This is a genomic window from Anabaena sp. WFMT (assembly GCF_051781005.1).
Classification (GTDB): domain Bacteria; phylum Cyanobacteriota; class Cyanobacteriia; order Cyanobacteriales; family Nostocaceae; genus Anabaena.
In genome coordinates, this window is sequence record NZ_JBPWOA010000014.1 from 11,257 (window position 1) to 28,376 (window position 17,120).

11 protein-coding genes and 5 pseudogenes are annotated in these 17,120 nt (G+C 36.8%); 7 read left to right on the plus strand and 9 right to left on the minus strand.

Features of this window, described 5'->3' with window-relative positions:
* Positions 1-76: 76 nt before the first annotated feature.
* The 3 genes from ACSQ6I_RS07385 to ACSQ6I_RS07395 all read right to left on the minus strand — a co-directional run bounded on the left by ACSQ6I_RS07385 (position 77) and on the right by ACSQ6I_RS07395 (position 7,993).
* Positions 77-2,707: a CHAT domain-containing protein gene (locus ACSQ6I_RS07385; protein WP_438889714.1), complete on the minus strand. Its 2,631-nt coding sequence runs from the start codon at positions 2,705-2,707 to the stop codon at positions 77-79.
* Complete coding sequence (locus ACSQ6I_RS07390; RefSeq protein WP_438889715.1) at positions 2,707-6,252, minus strand: two-partner secretion domain-containing protein; 3,546 nt, start codon at positions 6,250-6,252, stop codon at positions 2,707-2,709. The genes ACSQ6I_RS07385 and ACSQ6I_RS07390 overlap by 1 nt, the downstream gene beginning before the upstream one ends.
* Positions 6,253-6,661: 409 nt before the next feature.
* Complete coding sequence (locus ACSQ6I_RS07395) at positions 6,662-7,993, minus strand: IS701 family transposase (protein WP_438889716.1); 1,332 nt, start codon at positions 7,991-7,993, stop codon at positions 6,662-6,664.
* A 432-nt stretch (positions 7,994-8,425) separates the two neighbouring features.
* Between ACSQ6I_RS07395 and ACSQ6I_RS07400 the strand changes: the two are divergent.
* From ACSQ6I_RS07400 to ACSQ6I_RS07425, 6 genes and pseudogenes are all read left to right on the plus strand, one after another.
* Positions 8,426-9,392: pseudogene (locus ACSQ6I_RS07400) on the plus strand (transposase).
* 49 nt (positions 9,393-9,441) lie between these two features.
* Positions 9,442-11,035: pseudogene (locus tag ACSQ6I_RS07405) on the plus strand (IS1634 family transposase).
* Positions 11,036-11,493: 458 nt separating this feature from the next.
* Positions 11,494-11,721 carry an AbrB/MazE/SpoVT family DNA-binding domain-containing protein gene (locus ACSQ6I_RS07410; protein WP_190909269.1) on the plus strand — a complete coding sequence of 76 codons (228 nt, stop codon included), beginning with the start codon at positions 11,494-11,496 and terminating at the stop codon, positions 11,719-11,721.
* Positions 11,718-12,110, plus strand: coding sequence for a type II toxin-antitoxin system death-on-curing family toxin (locus ACSQ6I_RS07415; protein WP_438889717.1), 393 nt, complete (start codon positions 11,718-11,720; stop codon positions 12,108-12,110). Before ACSQ6I_RS07410 ends, ACSQ6I_RS07415 begins: the two co-directional genes overlap by 4 nt.
* 150 nt (positions 12,111-12,260) lie before the next feature.
* Entirely contained in the window at positions 12,261-12,512 is a 252-nt protein-coding gene (locus ACSQ6I_RS07420) for a nucleotidyltransferase family protein (protein ID WP_438889718.1), read from the plus strand.
* 4 nt (positions 12,513-12,516) lie between these two features.
* Entirely contained in the window at positions 12,517-12,747 is a 231-nt protein-coding gene (locus tag ACSQ6I_RS07425) for a HepT-like ribonuclease domain-containing protein (protein WP_438889720.1), read from the plus strand.
* Between the two features lie 90 nt (positions 12,748-12,837).
* Here the strand turns inward: ACSQ6I_RS07425 and ACSQ6I_RS07430 are convergent, their stop codons facing one another.
* Both ACSQ6I_RS07430 and ACSQ6I_RS07435 read right to left on the minus strand, forming a co-directional pair.
* Entirely contained in the window at positions 12,838-13,098 is a 261-nt protein-coding gene (locus ACSQ6I_RS07430) for a YfbK domain-containing protein (RefSeq protein ID WP_438889722.1), read from the minus strand.
* A gap of 208 nt (positions 13,099-13,306) precedes the next feature.
* Positions 13,307-13,852 (minus strand): annotated as a pseudogene (locus tag ACSQ6I_RS07435) (ISLre2-like element ISCst1 family transposase); the annotation flags it as partial.
* 64 nt (positions 13,853-13,916) lie between these two features.
* Here ACSQ6I_RS07435 and ACSQ6I_RS07440 point away from each other — a divergent pair.
* Entirely contained in the window at positions 13,917-15,248 is a 1,332-nt protein-coding gene (locus ACSQ6I_RS07440; RefSeq protein WP_438889716.1) for an IS701 family transposase, read from the plus strand.
* 16 nt (positions 15,249-15,264) lie between these two features.
* On the opposite strand, the pseudogene ACSQ6I_RS07445 reads toward ACSQ6I_RS07440, so the two are convergent.
* The 4 genes and pseudogenes from ACSQ6I_RS07445 to ACSQ6I_RS07460 all read right to left on the minus strand — a co-directional run.
* A pseudogene (locus ACSQ6I_RS07445) lies at positions 15,265-15,636 on the minus strand (ISLre2-like element ISCst1 family transposase); the annotation flags it as partial.
* A gap of 198 nt (positions 15,637-15,834) precedes the next feature.
* Positions 15,835-16,179 (minus strand): HNH endonuclease, encoded by a 345-nt coding sequence (locus tag ACSQ6I_RS07450; RefSeq protein WP_438889723.1) that lies wholly within the window; start codon positions 16,177-16,179, stop codon positions 15,835-15,837.
* 33 nt (positions 16,180-16,212) lie between these two features.
* On the minus strand, positions 16,213-16,641 hold the full coding sequence (locus ACSQ6I_RS07455) for a group II intron maturase-specific domain-containing protein (RefSeq protein ID WP_438889724.1): 429 nt from the start codon (positions 16,639-16,641) through the stop codon (positions 16,213-16,215).
* A pseudogene (locus tag ACSQ6I_RS07460) lies at positions 16,627-17,058 on the minus strand (reverse transcriptase/maturase family protein); the annotation flags it as partial. The gene ACSQ6I_RS07455 and the pseudogene ACSQ6I_RS07460, both read right to left, overlap by 15 nt.
* Positions 17,059-17,120: the final 62 nt, after the last annotated feature.

A 17,120-nucleotide genomic window follows, 5' to 3' on the forward strand; every position in this document is an offset into this window, starting at 1 on the left:
GCTGAGTTACACGGTTGACTTTTGAGGTTTATGCAAAATTAAAGGAACAAATCTAAAAATTTTTTTGAGTAACCTACTACAGCCAATTTCCCAGCAATACGTAAGATGCCCAATGCACAGGATGTCGATAATCTGGGTCTTTTAATAGTGAAAGTTGAGCTAGTCGCAATGCTTCTGCCTTTGTCACTTGCTTAGTTGCGAGTTCTTTATAAAATTGACCAATGAGAAGCGCCCCAGATTCATCATCTAAACTCCATAAAGAAGCTAAGGTACTGCGTGCGCCGGCTTGAATTGCTATCCCAGCCAGTCCTAAAGCCGCTCGTTTGTCTCCTTCGGCAGTTTCGCAAGCACTTAAAACCAGTAATTCTATAGGTTCAGGTCTAGTTTGTTCTCGACTACGAAGTAAATCTTTTAATTCATTGACTTTCATAGGTTTATCCCAAGCCAGCACAAAAGTTTCATCAGCATTGGAACTAAATTGACCATGAGTTGCTAAATGCACCACAGAAAAGGGGAGGGAGTCAATTTGTTTGCGTAATGCTGCACTAGTGAATGTCTGATTAAGGAGAACTTCGCTAGGTACTTCCGATTCAACTGCTTTTAATTCTTCCTTGACATTAGGTAGAGAACTAAATCCGTGTCGGGCTTCTGTCAGTCCCGCTACCAAAGTTTTCAGTCTACTTTGCTCTAAAGGACGAGGACCCAATAACTCTAAACCGGGCGTAAGTGCCACACTGTATTTTTCTAATAAATACTGTTTGCCATCATACAGAGCAGCCATTGGTATATTCCGCAGAGAACCATCCAAAATAAAAACTAATGTTTTCACTTGACTTTGAGAAAGTTCTGTTTGTACAGGGCGAATTAACCAATCATAAACCTTGGCAGATAATAATTTTCCTTCTGGAGTAGTGTAAGGTTTTTCTAAATTAAATCTGAGTTGTTCGACAACTTCTTCAACCTCCCTTTGAGAAACTTGAGCAGTGTAGTGACGTAATCCTTGCTGTGGTAAACTCAGAATTACTTCTAGTTTGTCTTTGAGAATAATTGGATAAATTACTGCTGCTTGTGATTGTTGAATCTGTTCAATTGGTACTATCTGTCCTTCTAGACAAGCGGAACGAAAAAAGTTATCAAGTTCTGCTAACTGTAATGATTCAATAACTTGACGGGCTTGTTTTAGCTGCTCTTGACTAGGTTCTTTATTTGCTCCGGAATTTAAAAGAAGTTCTACATATTCACGATATACAGGTTCTACCGTTTCCCGAAAAGAAAATTGAATATCAGTGTTCACTGCAACTAAATCACTCCGCAGAGATTTTAACGTTGTGAAGGCGACTTGATAAGCGTCTGTCGCTGGTTTGATTGCCCCTTGAGATTTTAAAATACGTCCTAATTGCCACTGCCATTGATAGGCAACATCTGGAGCATTAATAGCTTGGGCTATTTGTAAAGCTTGTTCGGTTAATTGTTGAGCATTTGACCATTGCTGAGTTTGTTCATAAAGTTTACCTAAATATCCTAAAGCATAAGATTGAGCTTTTTGGTCATTTAAACTTTTAGCTTGTTGCAGTGCTGTCGCTAATAATTTGGCAGATTCATTTTTTTTATTTTCCAGTTTTACCAAATTTTGAGCAAGGTTAATGCGAGCATAAATTGTCGAGCGATTGGCAGATAACTTGGCTAAGTTAGCCTGAATTTGTATCCAAATATTTTCAGCTTTTTGTAATTCTCCATTATTTATTAATAGATAAAATTGATTAGTTTGAGCCTGAATTTGTGTGATTTTTGCAGGTGCAATTGTCGCAGCTTGCTCGTAGTATTTTAATGCAGATTCTTTATCCCCTTGAGCATAAGCTGTGTTACCTAAACTGAGTAATGTGGAGCTTATTTCTACTTTATCTAAATTATCTGCACTTTGTAATACTTGCAAACTTTGCTGTAAAACTTTTTGAGAATCACCAAAAGCCCCCACTAATCTGAGAACATTACCCAGACTACGTAAACCTGTACTTTGTAATTGTATATCTGGTTGATTTTCTAGTGCTTTTTCAACATCTATGAGCGTTTTACGTGCTTGGAGGTAAAGACCTAAAGCTTGTTGGGCTTGTGCCTGATTTATTAAAGTACCAATTCTGCCCTGTATGTAGCCAGTTTCAGTATAAATATTAGTTGCTTGCTGCCAAGTATTTAAAGCTTGTTCTGCTTGACCTTGAGCTAATTCTAAACTTCCTTGAATATTGAAACTTTGAGCTAAAATTAGTTTTGTTTGTGGCGTTGTTTGTTTGATATTTTCCAAAAGTTGAAAACTGGAATTAATTCCTTCCTTGGCTTGCTGCCACTGTCCCAATTGTTGATAAGCTAAGGCAAGATAATTTAGCACCATAGCTTGAGACGATGGATTCTTTTCGCCTTTAAGTGCCTGTTGCCAAATATTTATAGCTTCAGCATATCGTTCTGCTTGGTACTTTTCTCTACCTTGCCGAATTAAATTTGAGTTAGATAAGTATTGTGTAGAATTCTCTGCGATTTTCTCTGCTTGCAGAAGTGGGAAGCTAGAAGGTAAGGGTGGAACTGAAGAGGCCGTAACTGGTCTAAATTCGAGCATCAGCGTTAGACTCATCCCTGTTAGCACACAAAGCAGAAAAGCCAGAACTTTACTCCATAATTTCGGTATTTTTTTTGCCATCTGAAGATTGTCAAGCATCAGTTTTTCACAACTGGGCAATTAACAGGTGTAACAAAGGAATTTTGAGGGGTATTAGTGGGTGCTTGAGCTACTAGAGTGACACTACCATCAGCATCAATTACCCAGCCTTGAGCTTCTACAATTGCAGCAGGTGGTTCAGAAAGCTTTTTCTCCTCTTTTTGATAGCTATTCAATTTTTCATTCAGCAAAGCATGGGGTTGTAAGTCGTACCAGACTGCATCACTACTGAGCAGTTCACTGGGATTAGCTGGTAAACCACCACGACCAGTGACTATAAATTCACTGTCTTGATTTGCTGTTGTTCCTCCAGCACCTCTACAGGTTTGGGCAATTAATTTGGCAGCATCTACTACATTTGTAGGTAAAGCTACTAATCCATTATTGGGGTCGGTATTAAGTATGTTGAGATTCACTTGACCATTTAATGAAGGATTGGCTTGGGAAATAGCTGTAATGTCGCTCGTGGGTAGTGATACAGAATTTAATTGGGCAGGGTCGTTTGTTCCTAATAACCTCTCCAGGTCAACGCGAGAGCGGGGTGTTAGCCCAAAGATACTTTGAGCAGTAATATTTATGCTCCCACCATTACCAGTAAAAGCGTTGGCGGTAATATCGTTATTTTCTGAAGGAAAAGCAACAATAAATGGGGTGTTGATAGTAATGTTACCCCCATTACCTCCTGCCTGACCAGTGCCGGCAGTGGTGGAAATTAGACTATTACGCCTTAATAACAACAGGTCTTGTAGTTGGAGTTGAATATTACCGCCAGTATTACTCGCTGTTTCTGCAGAAATCACAGCATTGTTATCAAGGGTTAATTTTCCGGCTTGGATATCAATAATACCGCCCGCTCCACTACCTTGGTTATCGACAGCAATTTTAGCACCATCTCGAAGGATCATGACTTGGGGATAGATGAAGATATTACCGCTGTTGCCCGTAGCATCAAGGGTTGTATTAGCAAATAAACCAGTAGCATCTCCTGCTAAAGTCACGCGATCGCTTACTCTTAAAGTAATATCTCCAGCTTTGTTGTTACTGCTGGTTGAAGTTAGGAGTTGTCCACCACTAGCTGCATCAAAGGTATCTGCTGTCACGTTAATATTACCTGCATCTCCTTGACCTTTTGTTCTAGTATTAATGACAGCACCATTAGTAATAGATAATGCTTGAGAAATGATATCTATATCACCACCATTACCAATTGCTTCAGTTTCCACTAGACTAATCGCACCACTAGAAAACCCATTGCTGCTCATACCATCAAAGGAAACAACTCCACTGGCTTGAATGTTTATGTTACCCGCATTACCTACTGCCCTTGTGCCAGCAGCTAATTGAGCAGCATCTGTTAAAAATAGGGAGCCAGTTATAATTTTGATGTCACCACCCTTACCTATACCACCTGTTTCTACTGCACTGGAAACCAAGCTATCAGAAGATAGGTTGATAGTATCTTTGGCTTGAATGATAATATCACCAGCATTCCCCATACCTCTAGTCACACTGACCAATGAAGCCTGATTGCTCAAGTTTAATAAGTTACTATTAATGTTGATGTTACCTCCTTTGCCTTCAGCACCCGCTCTTACACTACTGCCGATTGCTGTGAGAAACAGAGGACTTGCACCATCTAAAATCACGGTATCTCTGGCATAAATATTGATACTACCTGCATTACCCTGACCTGAAGTATTTGTTTGCAGTTGTGAACCATTTTTTAACGAGAGTGATCCAGTATTGATATTAATGCTACCTGCCTGACCTACAGATGCACGGTTAAGGCCACTAATGATAGCACTTTGCTGATCCAAGGATAGTAGATCACGAGCATGGATATTCACATTGCCAGCATTTCCTTTTCCTGAACTGTTGGTCGTCAATGAACTGTCCTTGCTTGCAACCATCGATCCCGTATTGATAGTAATATCTCCCGCATTTGCCTGTCCATCTGTACGGCTATTCAAATTAGCATTATTGGTCAGAGCTAAAAACTCAGTAGTAATGTTGATGTCTCCTGCTTCACCTACACCAACAGAGGCTACTGCACTAGATATGCTACTAGGGAATATGCTGCCTTGACCATCAATAGATAAGGTGTTGTTAGCAGTAATATTCACATTTCCAGCTTTTCCCTGGCCAAATAGGTTGGTAGACAGTTGAGCGCCGTTAGTTAGTTGCAGAGAATCAGATGAAATGCTGATATTTCCACCATTACCTATGGCTCCACGACGAACTGGACTACTAATATTGCTTGGTCTGCCGCTATTATTTTCGCCATCTAAGGAGATATCATTTGCAGTGATGATAACATTACCCGCATTCCCTTCTCCAGATACTTGACTAACTATACTAGCGCCGTTGGTCAACGCCAAAGAATCAGTTGTAATGCTGATATTTCCAGTATTACCTATTGCTCCCTGGATAATCGAAGTACCTACTGATGTAGTAAAACCATCTATATCCTCGCCATCTAAGGAGATAGTATCGTGGGCAGTAATCGTTATATTTCCGGCATCGCCTTTGCCCAGGGTAATGTTATTGATTGCAGCGCCATTAGTGGCAATCAAGGATTTAGTTGTAATATGTATATCTCCTCCTGTACCTACAGCTTCTGGTAAGAGGTATTGCAAAATACCGCTAATGCCATCTATTTTTATTTCCTCTGCTGCATTTAGGGTGATATCCCCTGCTTTACTGGTAGCTGAACCTAAGCCAGCGCCGATACCAGCAAAAATAAAACTATCAGTCATTGCTATATTACGAGCATTCAGTGCCATACTGCCGTTATTACCAGCAATAACGTTAATTCTTGTACCATTTAAGAAAATATCTGTCTTGGTTAAACTTTCAGGAAAATTCAGGCTCAAATTATCACTATCACGCCTAAATTCTACAATTCCTTCTCCTATTACTCCTCCTAACTCCACTCTGCCTGCGGGAACACTCAAGATTGCGTCATCTAAGCTGACATTGCCACCTACAAGAGCTATGGTTTTACCATTCGGTTTTAAGAGACTAGTACCTTGTACTTGAATACTTCCTGAATTGCTTTGATATTGTAATCCCAAGGGGACGTTAATTGTTAGTAGTGTTACTGGTTGGGGATTTTTGGCTCTGAATAAAAAGCCATTATCAAACACAAAACTATCCGCTGTACTCCCCACAAATGAACCTGCAACGTCTAACTGTGCATTTTGTCCAAAAACTATGCCATTGGGATTAATAAAAAATAGATTGGCATTACCCAAAACTCCTAGCGTCCCCAAAATATCAGAACGGTTGTTTCCTGTGACTCGTGTGAGGATGTTTTCTATGCCTGTAGGGTTGGAAAAGTAGACCCGTTGCCCGTCACCAATGCTAAATTCACGAAAGCTGTGAAATAGGTTTGCTCCTCGGACTGCACCACCATCAATTAGATTGCCTATTGCTCCTTGAATATCAACCTTCTGTTTTACCAGAGATGCTTCATTGCCCAATGTAGTATCAGGTTTAATTTCAGCAAGGACAACAGTTTCTCCAACAATAATGGGACTTAGCAAGAGCGCTAACCCAAAAAACAAAAACTCGTTTGACCACCTAACCAAAATTTTGCTCAAAAAAAACATTACGTGTTATTCTTTATAATCACATATTTTAAATTTCATTTAATCAATACTCCAAACACTTTTTTACAGTTTTGTATGCCTTACAGGAAAAGCTAAAGTAGGATTTGTGTATTTTTGAATTTAGCCCAAACCAGAACAAAAAAGCCTTAATCCAAGAGTTATCTAAGTTTTGACAAGATAAACACACCCTAATTAGGTCTGTAGTATTGTTAATGCTAAATATACCAGATTGGTTCGCTATTTGCAGTCTTAAAAATTGTATCCCACATTCCGCACCCTAACTGTCACAATAGGCAAATTACTGAGAGAAAAAACCAACAAAGCATAACCCTCTTCCATGACTCTAGGCAGAAGAAAAAGATAAATCCTCAACTTGTGCATCATAAAAAACAAAACCAAGGAACTCATTCATAATCTGAATTAGCCATTGAAATCCTAGTTGTAAATAACGATTGTTAAACAGGAGAATCCAAGGTTTAATTAAACAGTAATAAATGTAGGGTTGGAGTAATAAGCGTAAATTATTTAGTCGATGATTCCAGCCAGACATACGATTCCACCAAGGATGTTGATGCAATTTTAATAATAGGTCTTTATCTGGAGAATTATTACCAACATTTTCTGGTTGATTTATTCCCTCAAATTGTAAACTTACCATCAAAAAGACACTCTCAACAATTTCCCACCAGCGTTCAATTTGATGGTAATTAGTACAACGAAAATCTGCCCATCCTAGCTGATTTTTACATTGTTTAAACCCATATTCTATCCAAGTTCTCAAGCCATAATTATTGCCAATTACAGAGGGAGGTGCATCTGATAAGTTGGTCATTACATACCACGTTGAATTTTCCGGCAAAGTTTTTTTATCTGTAGTAATTTGCCAATACCTTAAAGTTCTTCGCTTGCCAAAAATTATTTCTCTCATGTAACGGTTTTCAGTTTTACCGCTAGTAAAAATCCGCTCAAATTGTTTCCAACTATTGACTCTAACCTTCTGTTCATTGGGCATCCAGACTGCATGATTACTTCTAATCGCCACGATAAATGGCAGTTTATATTGATTCAATACACTGATGAATGTTTCACTCTCTCCGTAAAGACTATCTGCTAACACTAACTCAAATTTAAAACCTATTTCTTGCAGTTCTGTAATTATTTCTGCTGCTAATTGGGTTTTTGTTTTATAGACATCATCCCCTTTAAGTCTCTTTTTCGGTTTGTAAATCTTGAATAGTAATGGAAATGTCATCCCTTGCCAAATTCCATAGGCATTTACCGATACTATTCCGGCTTCTATTTTTCCTAAATTCCCTATATACTGTCTGTCTACATAATCTGTTTTTTTTCCTTTCTTCTTATCTCCAGTTTCATCAATAATTAAGATAATTTCTTCCCCTCCTAACTTTTTCAGAATTATCTCTAATCTTTGTTTTCTTACTTCCTGTACTGACCAAGCTGATTCTGTTAAGAAATATAGCAGTGATTGTTCATTTTTTAATCCTACTGCTTTGGCAATTGCTGGTAATGTCTTCCTCTTAATTTCTGCTGTCATTCCCAGGTGTAATCGCTTGAATGCTTCGTAACTTCTCACCTCTGGGAATAATTTTTGGTAGACACTACAATAATTATCTATAAAGGTGACTGTCTTGTTAGGAATTCTGGGCTGTGTCATAGCAACAGCACTCCTTTGGGCGTTCTACTTTTATTTTACTCTCTCCGGGAGTCATGGAAGAGGGTTAAAAACAGACATCTGAAGATAAAAAAGACATTTGAACAGCCATGAACTAACAAAAATTACATCAAACACTATTGTCAATAAGCAGCAATAAGAACTGATGCTATAGAGATTAGTATGATATAAATAAATGAAGATGTTCAAAACAGAAATCATAAATTAGAGTAATAAATTGAAGTGAGAAAACGTAAGGATTCAGGTCGGGGGTATTGACAAGTGTGATATGTGAAGCAGAATATATCAATTATGGAAAAAAACCTGCCCCGGTAATTGGAATGAGTGTGTTTTGCAAATATCCCTCTTTTGTCACTTTCCGGGTATTCTGAATAAAAGAATAAAAAAAGAAAACCCTGAAAGGTAAGTGGAGCAATGGATGTAGAGTTACAAATCCTGAAACATTTAGCAAGAGATTCTCACCTAACAGTTGCCATCATAGATGAATATTGTGCAGAGTATAAAGACTTATTTAAGGAAGTAAGAAATTATGAGTGCTTCAAATATTTACACTTGGGAATCATATCAACGATAAAAAGGAAGTCATTACCAGAGATAGCGAAGGTAGTAAGTATAAACTCAGCCCAGTCATTACATCATTTCCTAGCTAATTCAGATTGGTCAGTAGATGAATTAAAACAACGAAGATTAAATAAAGTTAAGCAAGGTGGTAGCAATTAGAAGTAATCATGGAGTCTGGTTACCCGCAGGACAAAGCTTTAGGGCGAATAAGTGGTGTAAATTTGAGAGAACATTTAGCAATCAAAAATCAGAGGCTAGATATATCCGAGAAATAATTTATGGTAAAAAAAGAACCATAACTTACTGGGAAATAACTACTGACCCAGAAACCATGCCAGATAATTCTACTTCTTTCGTCATGACAAATCTTCAAGGGAATTTGAACAAGACTTTAGGTGACTTATATGGATTAAGAACTTGGGTTGAATATGGGTTTCGACAGTGTAAACAGGAACTAGGCTGGACAGATTACCGTTTCACTAATTTCCAACATATTGAGAGATGGTGGGAGATTATTTTTAGTGTTTATACTATGATTAGCTTAAATTCTCCAGTCTTCTTAGGCTTAAATCAATCTGGTCAACTTGAGACTAAGGCAAAAGAAAATAGTGATGTGGATTTTTCTAATCATCCACAATGGAACCATGAATCTGGATGGAAGAATACTTTAAATAATCTGCGTCTCATTATCCAACCACTTTTACTATTTTGGCTAATTTATCCCTGGTTAAGTATTTTCCATAATTCACATTTGTTACTGGGATTCAATCATTTAATTGCCGCAATGAATCAATTTAAACCCTGTTATACTTCTGGATGATTTAGCTTCTTTACTACTTGCTTATTCCGGAAAGTGACAGAAGAGGGATATGAATCACCAAAAAGAAGAGTTTGAGAGTAAAAACATAGATCACTTAGGAATAATAGATGAGATAGGAATAGTAGAAAAAATCAATGAGGTATTCTCAATCTTATTGCCGAGAGAAAGTAAACACAGGAGAAGTAGTCAAAGCCATCATTCTCAACGGACTAGGTTTTGTGTCAAGACCATTATATTTATTTCCAGAATTCTTTAAAGATAAAGCCATAGAACATTTAATAGGAGATGGAATAAAAGCATCAGATTTAAATGATGACAAAATAGGCAGAGTTATGGATAAACTCTATAAATATGGATTAACAAAATTGTTTCTAATAATTGCCTTGTCAGTAGTAAATAAATATGAAATAGAAACAAAATATTCTCATTTAGATTCCACCTCACTACATTTACATGGAGAATATAACAGCCTCAATAATCCAGACAAAGAACCAGGAATAAGCCGAGAAAATCCGATTATAATCACACAAGGATATTCTCGTGACCACCGTCCAGACTTAAAACAATGTATATTAGATTTAATAGTAAGTAGTGATGGAGATATACCGTTATTTTTCAGAGGAGGATCAGGAAATGAATCAGATAAAGCAGTATTCGCTCATATATTAGTGGAATATTCCAAACAAATAGATTTTGAAAGTGTCATGGTAGCTGACAGTGCATTATATAGCGAAAGTAATTTAAAATTCATGTCGAACATGAAATGGATAAGTCGAGTACCGTTATCCATTAAGAAAGCCAAAAACTTAGTGAAAGCCTTCATAAGTAAAGACCTAAAAGCTAGTGTAATTAAAGGATACAGCTATCTCGAAGAACAAGTATCTTATGCAGGAATAGAGCAAAGATGGTTATTAGTAGAAAGTGCAGAGAGAAAAAAATCAGACTTACATAAACTAAACAAAAAAATCCAAGAAGAGTTCTTAAAAACTAACAAACAAGTAGCTAAATTAGAACAGGAGGAATTGGCAGATAAATCTTTAGCTGAACGAAGAATCAAAGAGCTAACAGCCAAATTAAAATATCATCAAATATCCGACTTAGAAATTACCGAAGCATTAAATAAAGGGAAAATCGCAGTTTATCGAGTGAGATGTCAATTAAGAGAAAACCAGGAGTTAATCACGCAACAACAAAACTCCTGTGGCAGATTTATTCTAGCCACCAATATTTTAGATACGACTGAGTTAGAAACAGGAGAAATCCTCAAAATATATAAAGAACAACAATCTACGTAAAGAGGATTTAGATTTATCAAAGATCCGTTATTTTTCGCGGATAGTCTGTTTGTGAAAAATCCCGAAAGAGTCGAAACAATGATGATGTTAATGGCATTATGTCTTTTAGTTTATAATTTAGGACAAAGACAATTAAGAATGTCCTTGAAAGCACAAAAAGCGACAGTTAAAAATCAACTGAATAAACTCACAGAATCTCCTACATTAAGATGGATATTTCAATGCTTTCAAGGTATTCATCTTCTAATAATACAAGGAGTTCAACGAATTCTTAATTTAACGGATTCGCATTGTCATATCTTGCCATTCCTACCTACTGCTTGTCAAAAATATTATTTATTATCTTAATCTTCAAGCTTATAATTCTTATTATATAGGCTTGTTTTTTCCTCACTGATTCAAAACTTCAAATTCAATATTGTTGTCTATATAGCTTTTTCTACACAATAAAAAGCTGATTTTTGTGCGTGAATAATTTATTTTTGATTCTTGCTTGATTTTGAAAAACAATCGTTTTTAACTAACTGCTAATGTAGTTTACTCATGCTACTTTTTGAAGTGCGGAATGTGGGCTACTAAGACCTATGTTCGTTCTAAAAAGGATGCGGGAACGGGGACTGTGTTGCCGAGGTTTTGAGAAGAAATGTGATCCATGGGTCACATTTTTGAGTTGCTTTCCTCGCCAGGCTTGTGTGTACACCGTAGCTACCGATACTGGAGCATGGGGTAAGCCATAGGGAGTTGCAGAGTTGGGAATTTAAGGCTAAGATAGTAGTTACACTCGTAACTACATTGGCGAAAGTTAAATGATCCAAACCTTAAAGTTACGCAAAATTGGTAATTCAGTAGGGGTGACTTTTTCTAAGGAGTTGTTAGAAAAACTCAATCTTTCCGAAGGAGATACCGTATTTGTGACGGAAACTGAACATGGACTCCAGCTTAGTCCTTATGATCCTGAGTTTGAGAAAGCAATGGATATTTATCGGCAAGGTAGCCAGAAGTTTCGTCAGGCGTTGAAGGAACTCGCTAAGTGAATGAACCGACCTGGCTAACTGAACAGATGGTGCTTGCTATCCATAAGGATTTGATTTCTCAATATGGTGGGTTATCTGGGGTGAGAGATAGCCCGTTATTAGCAGCAAGTTTAGCCCGTCCCCGACATCGGTTTTCCTATCAGCCGGAAGTTTCGCTCCTGGAATTAGCAGCGGCTTATGGTTTTGCTTTGTGTAAAAATCATCCGTTTGCGGATGGCAATAAGCGTACAGCTTTTATGGCGATGTATGTTTTTTTGGGGGTGAATGCTTATGGTTTCAATGCACCAGAGCCAGAGATAGTATTAGTGATGGAGAGTTTAGCATCTGGGGAAATTGACGAAAATGCTTTGCAGTTTTGGTTAGGAAAATATGCTGGTGAATTGCTATGAATCACTTGATGCAATAAGTAATGCGACAGAATTTATTACAACAAGTAATTTTTCTGTTCCCTCTTTCAACGAGTGAATTTAATTTTGTCCGACTACTTATCAAGATTATTTCCGGTTTATTCCCTGAAAAATATTTGAGGATTAAAAAGAATGAAACGAGAAAATTTAATTGCTTTTTTAAAAGCTCATGGGGCAGAGATTCGAGGTTATGGTGTAAAATCTCTGGCTTTATTTGGTTCGGTAGCAAGGGATGAAGCCACGGCTAAAAGTGATATTGATTTATTAGTGGAGTTTGACGGAAAGGTGACGTTTGACTGTTACATGGACTTAAAGTTTTTTCTGGAGGATAGTTTGGGATGTCCCGTAGATGTAGTTAGCAAGAAGATGTTAATTAAGGTTTGATGCTGTGCTGCGAAATCTTCAAATTATTGGCGAGGCCATCAAGCAAGTGCCGACAGAAATTAGAAATCGTTATCCTACGGTAGAGTGGCGGAAAATAGCAGGTTTAAGAGATATTTTAGCTCATGCTTATTTTAGTCTCGAAAATGAAACGATTTGGGATATTGTGCAAAATAAAGTTCCACTTCTGCAAGAAGAAATTGAGGTTATTTTTCAACAAGAATTTGGCGATGGTTAAATTTTCGAGGAGTTGGGAATTTAAAATCAGAACTAAAGTTGCCCAAAAAGCTCTTCCCTTCTGCCTTATCATTAAGCGAAATCATCTCAATCACTTTCTGGTCATTAACTCCCTAGATTGCTCCACTAAGCGAATAAACTCACCCCGATAACCTTCCATATCTTCCCCCTGACCTTGAGTTGCTAATTTCATTACCAAATCATAATTAGCATTCCCTTTGTACTCAGAATTACGGAGGATCATGCCAAAAGTGGCGATCGCAGCAGCAAATCTCAAATTAGTTGATGGTGTTAGGTTAGCGTTGAATTCACTATCTTTGGGGAGCAACGCGATTTTGTGAGTTGGGTGCAATGGCTATTTTATACACTGAAGATAGTAGTAGTTTAAATAACTAAATTAAGGAGTATTTTCACTATAAATTATCCTTTGGATATATTCCCAAAAGATAGGATAGGCAATATTTTGAGTCTTATCTAAATAAACTATTTAATTGAACAAAAAGAAATTGACATATTTTTTATTACAAAAGTCTGTTAATAAGCGACCTTAAGTATAAAATTTATCCAACAGGTTTTGGTTTAATGAAGGAAATTAAAATTGAATCGCAGAAATTGTTCCAACTACCAGCCATCCATTGACAGCGGAGATGTAACATAATTTCTGCATTATCTTTTAACCAAAATTTACTGTTACCCTTCATTCTTAAATTGACAACTTGTCTGATTAAACTTTCAATTGCACCACTACCAATAGGTAGGTTTCGTAATAAAAGTTTAGCGTAATTCAACCGCCCTTCACGGTATGCACGTAAAAGATAATCTCGCTGTAAAACCATTGTTTTACAACGTTCTCCAGTAGTTTTTATAATAAATTCATCCATCTGCTTTATTAAAGTCAGAGCATTACCTTTATTTAAGGTTTTTCTGGCTTTTTTAAACCAATCTTGACGCTATTTTTCATCATTAAAAGCCACATCTGCAAAAGCCTGTAAATGCTCGGTAACGTGATAAAAATCAAATAATTGATAAGTTTCAGTTGGGCATTCTAAACGTTCTAGAAGGGGAGGAATATGTATCCAGATCCATTCAGCCCCATCTGCAATTAACCCTCTTCCATGACTCCCGGAGAGAGTAAAATAAAAGTAGAACGCCCAAAGGAGTGCTGTTGCTATGACACAGCCCAGAATTCCTAACAAGACAGTCACCTTTATAGATAATTATTGTAGTGTCTACCAAAAATTATTCCCAGAGGTGAGAAGTTACGAAGCATTCAAGCGATTACACCTGGGAATGACAGCAGAAATTAAGAGGAAGACATTACCAGCAATTGCCAAAGCAGTAGGATTAAAAAATGAACAATCACTGCTATATTTCTTAACAGAATCAGCTTGGTCAGTACAGGAAGTAAGAAAACAAAGATTAGAGATAATTCTGAAAAAGTTAGGAGGGGAAGAAATTATCTTAATTATTGATGAAACTGGAGATAAGAAGAAAGGAAAAAAAACAGATTATGTAGACAGACAGTATATAGGGAATTTAGGAAAAATAGAAGCCGGAATAGTATCGGTAAATGCCTATGGAATTTGGCAAGGGATGACATTTCCATTACTATTCAAGATTTACAAACCGAAAAAGAGACTTAAAGGGGATGATGTCTATAAAACAAAAACCCAATTAGCAGCAGAAATAATTACAGAACTGCAAGAAATAGGTTTTAAATTTGAGTTAGTGTTAGCAGATAGTCTTTACGGAGAGAGTGAAACATTCATCAGTGTATTGAATCAATATAAACTGCCATTTATCGTGGCGATTAGAAGTAATCATGCAGTCTGGATGCCCAATGAACAGAAGGTTAGAGTCAATAGTTGGAAACAATTTGAGCGGATTTTTACTAGCGGTAAAACTGAAAACCGTTACATGAGAGAAATAATTTTTGGCAAGCGAAGAACTTTAAGGTATTGGCAAATTACTACAGATAAAAAAACTTTGCCGGAAAATTCAACGTGGTATGTAATGACCAACTTATCAGATGCACCTCCCTCTGTAATTGGCAATAATTATGGCTTGAGAACTTGGATAGAATATGGGTTTAAACAATGTAAAAATCAGCTAGGATGGGCAGATTTTCGTTGTACTAATTACCATCAAATTGAACGCTGGTGGGAAATTGTTGAGAGTGTCTTTTTGATGGTAAGTTTACAATTTGAGGGAATAAATCAACCAGAAAATGTTGGTAATAATTCTCCAGATAAAGACCTATTATTAAAATTGCATCAACATCCTTGGTGGAATCGTATGTCTGGCTGGAATCATCGACTAAATAATTTACGCTTATTACTCCAACCCTACATTTATTACTGTTTAATTAAACCTTGGATTCTCCTGTTTAACAATCGTTATTTACAACTAGGATTTCAATGGCTAATTCAGATTATGAATGAGTTCCTTGGTTTTGTTTTTTATGATGCACAAGTTGAGGATTTATCTTTTTCTTCTGCCTAGAGTCATGGAAGAGGGTTAATAAGACTTGCTTTGCTTGATTAATTCCTAAACTAACTAAGTGTGCTTCTAAAATCTGCAAAAATACTTTATAGCCACCATAAGTTCCATCATTAGTAATAGGAATATCAGAATTCTTGATTTTTTTACCTTGTTCATCCACGACATAAATTGTTACTAACTTTTGCTCAATCCATTTACCTATAAAGCCGTGACGGTTTGTCTGGGAATTTTTCCTTCCTTTTTTATTAATTCTGATTTTAGTCCTCCCACCATCTACAGCAATTACAACTCTTTGTCCTTTCAGGACATTACCATTGGGTAAATTTCCTAATTCCCGATTCAATATTTTAGATTGACGTAGGTTAATGCCGATTTTACCAAAACTATAGAAAACACTCTTTCCGTTTTTCCCGGATACTCTTCATCGATATTCAATTATTACAGTATTAATACTGCATAGCGGGTAACTAAACATATTTCTGTACTGAGAAATAAAATTAGCGATTACCCATTAAACTCAGCAAGGCTGTCACCAGCCCTACTGGTCTTCAAAACCGTGCTTGATATTTTTACATCACACGGCTCCTCAATAATTTGATGCTTGTCGTGCATACCTACTACCGGAGATGGTAGTTTTCACATCATGGCAATGTCTGTGAAGTAGTTGTAGGTTTTTGTAATCATTCCTTCCACCTTTCGATTTAGGAATAATGTGGTCAACTTCCATCACATCATCTTCTCTAAATTGTAATCCGCAGTGGTTACATTTCCCTTTTTGCGACTTAAGAAGTGTTGTCACTCTTAATGGTAATAGGGTACTTTTACCTCTTCTTTCGCTCCAATAAACTAAGTTTCCATCAAAAGGAGAATTTTTACCTTCTACCTTAATATGTCTAACAATTTCGGTTTTGGCATACTTAAGTAGTGTCAAAGTTATTTTCCCGTCATACTTTGTTGAAAATACTCAGTTATTATTGCCAACTGTTCCCCAGTATTTGCTAGAAATCCAGCTTTTTGACTTATCAGGGTGGCGACGTTTTGCCCAAGTTTGAAGCTTTTGGAATATGAGATGGTCTAACAAGGAAAATATTGCTTTACTCACAACTGATGAATAATAATTCGTCCATCCCCTAATAATAGGATTTAGTCGTTTTATTAGTGCCTCTTGAGGGGCTGATTTGTAAGTATCAATAATCTTGCAGATTTCATCGTAATGTTTCCTTATTGCTTTTTTACTTGGCTTAATGAGTGTTTTAAAGCCTAGTAAATTTCCATTCGAGTTTTTGCCAGAATGGTTTTTTCCTACCTGGTATTCCCTAACATTGAATCCTAAAAAATCAAAACCTCCTGTATTGATAGAACTTTGTGTAACTATGTTGGATTCAAGCTTCAATGTGTGGACAATCTTTGTTTTACTAGGTTTTAATTCTAGTCCCATTTCTGACAACCATTCACTTATCCGGTCTTTGCATTTGTTAACTACATCGAAACTTGGGTGAATAATTATAAAATCATCGGCATATCTTATAAAGGATAATGCGTAACGATTCTTTTTCTTATTTCCTGGTAAAGAATCAGCAATTTTGTTGATTTACTCTTCCATTCCATGTAATGCGATGTTGGCTAATAAAGGGGAAATTACCCCTCCTTGCGGAGTACCTTGTTTTGTTGGCAACCATTCATGATTATCAAATACGCCTGCTTTTAACCATTTCTTTATTAAACGGTTTAGGGTTGGAAACGTATTGATTTTCTTGAGTAGTGCCTGATGGTTGATTTCATCGAAACATTTTGAAATGTCGGCATCCAAAACCCATTTTGGTTTTTGTTTGATGCTGTTAAATATTGCTTCGATGGCATCATGGGTTGAAC

Coding starts and splice junctions, on each gene's coding strand:
- ACSQ6I_RS07420 (WP_438889718.1), top strand. CDS start 12,261: ATGAAACGAGAAAATTTAATTGCTTTTTTAAAAGCTCATGGGGCAGAG.
- ACSQ6I_RS07440 (WP_438889716.1), top strand. CDS start 13,917: ATGACACAGCCCAGAATTCCTAACAAGACAGTCACCTTTATAGATAAT.
- ACSQ6I_RS07395 (WP_438889716.1), bottom strand. CDS start 7,993: ATGACACAGCCCAGAATTCCTAACAAGACAGTCACCTTTATAGATAAT.
- ACSQ6I_RS07385 (WP_438889714.1), bottom strand. CDS start 2,707: ATGCTTGACAATCTTCAGATGGCAAAAAAAATACCGAAATTATGGAGT.
- ACSQ6I_RS07410 (WP_190909269.1), top strand. CDS start 11,494: ATGATCCAAACCTTAAAGTTACGCAAAATTGGTAATTCAGTAGGGGTG.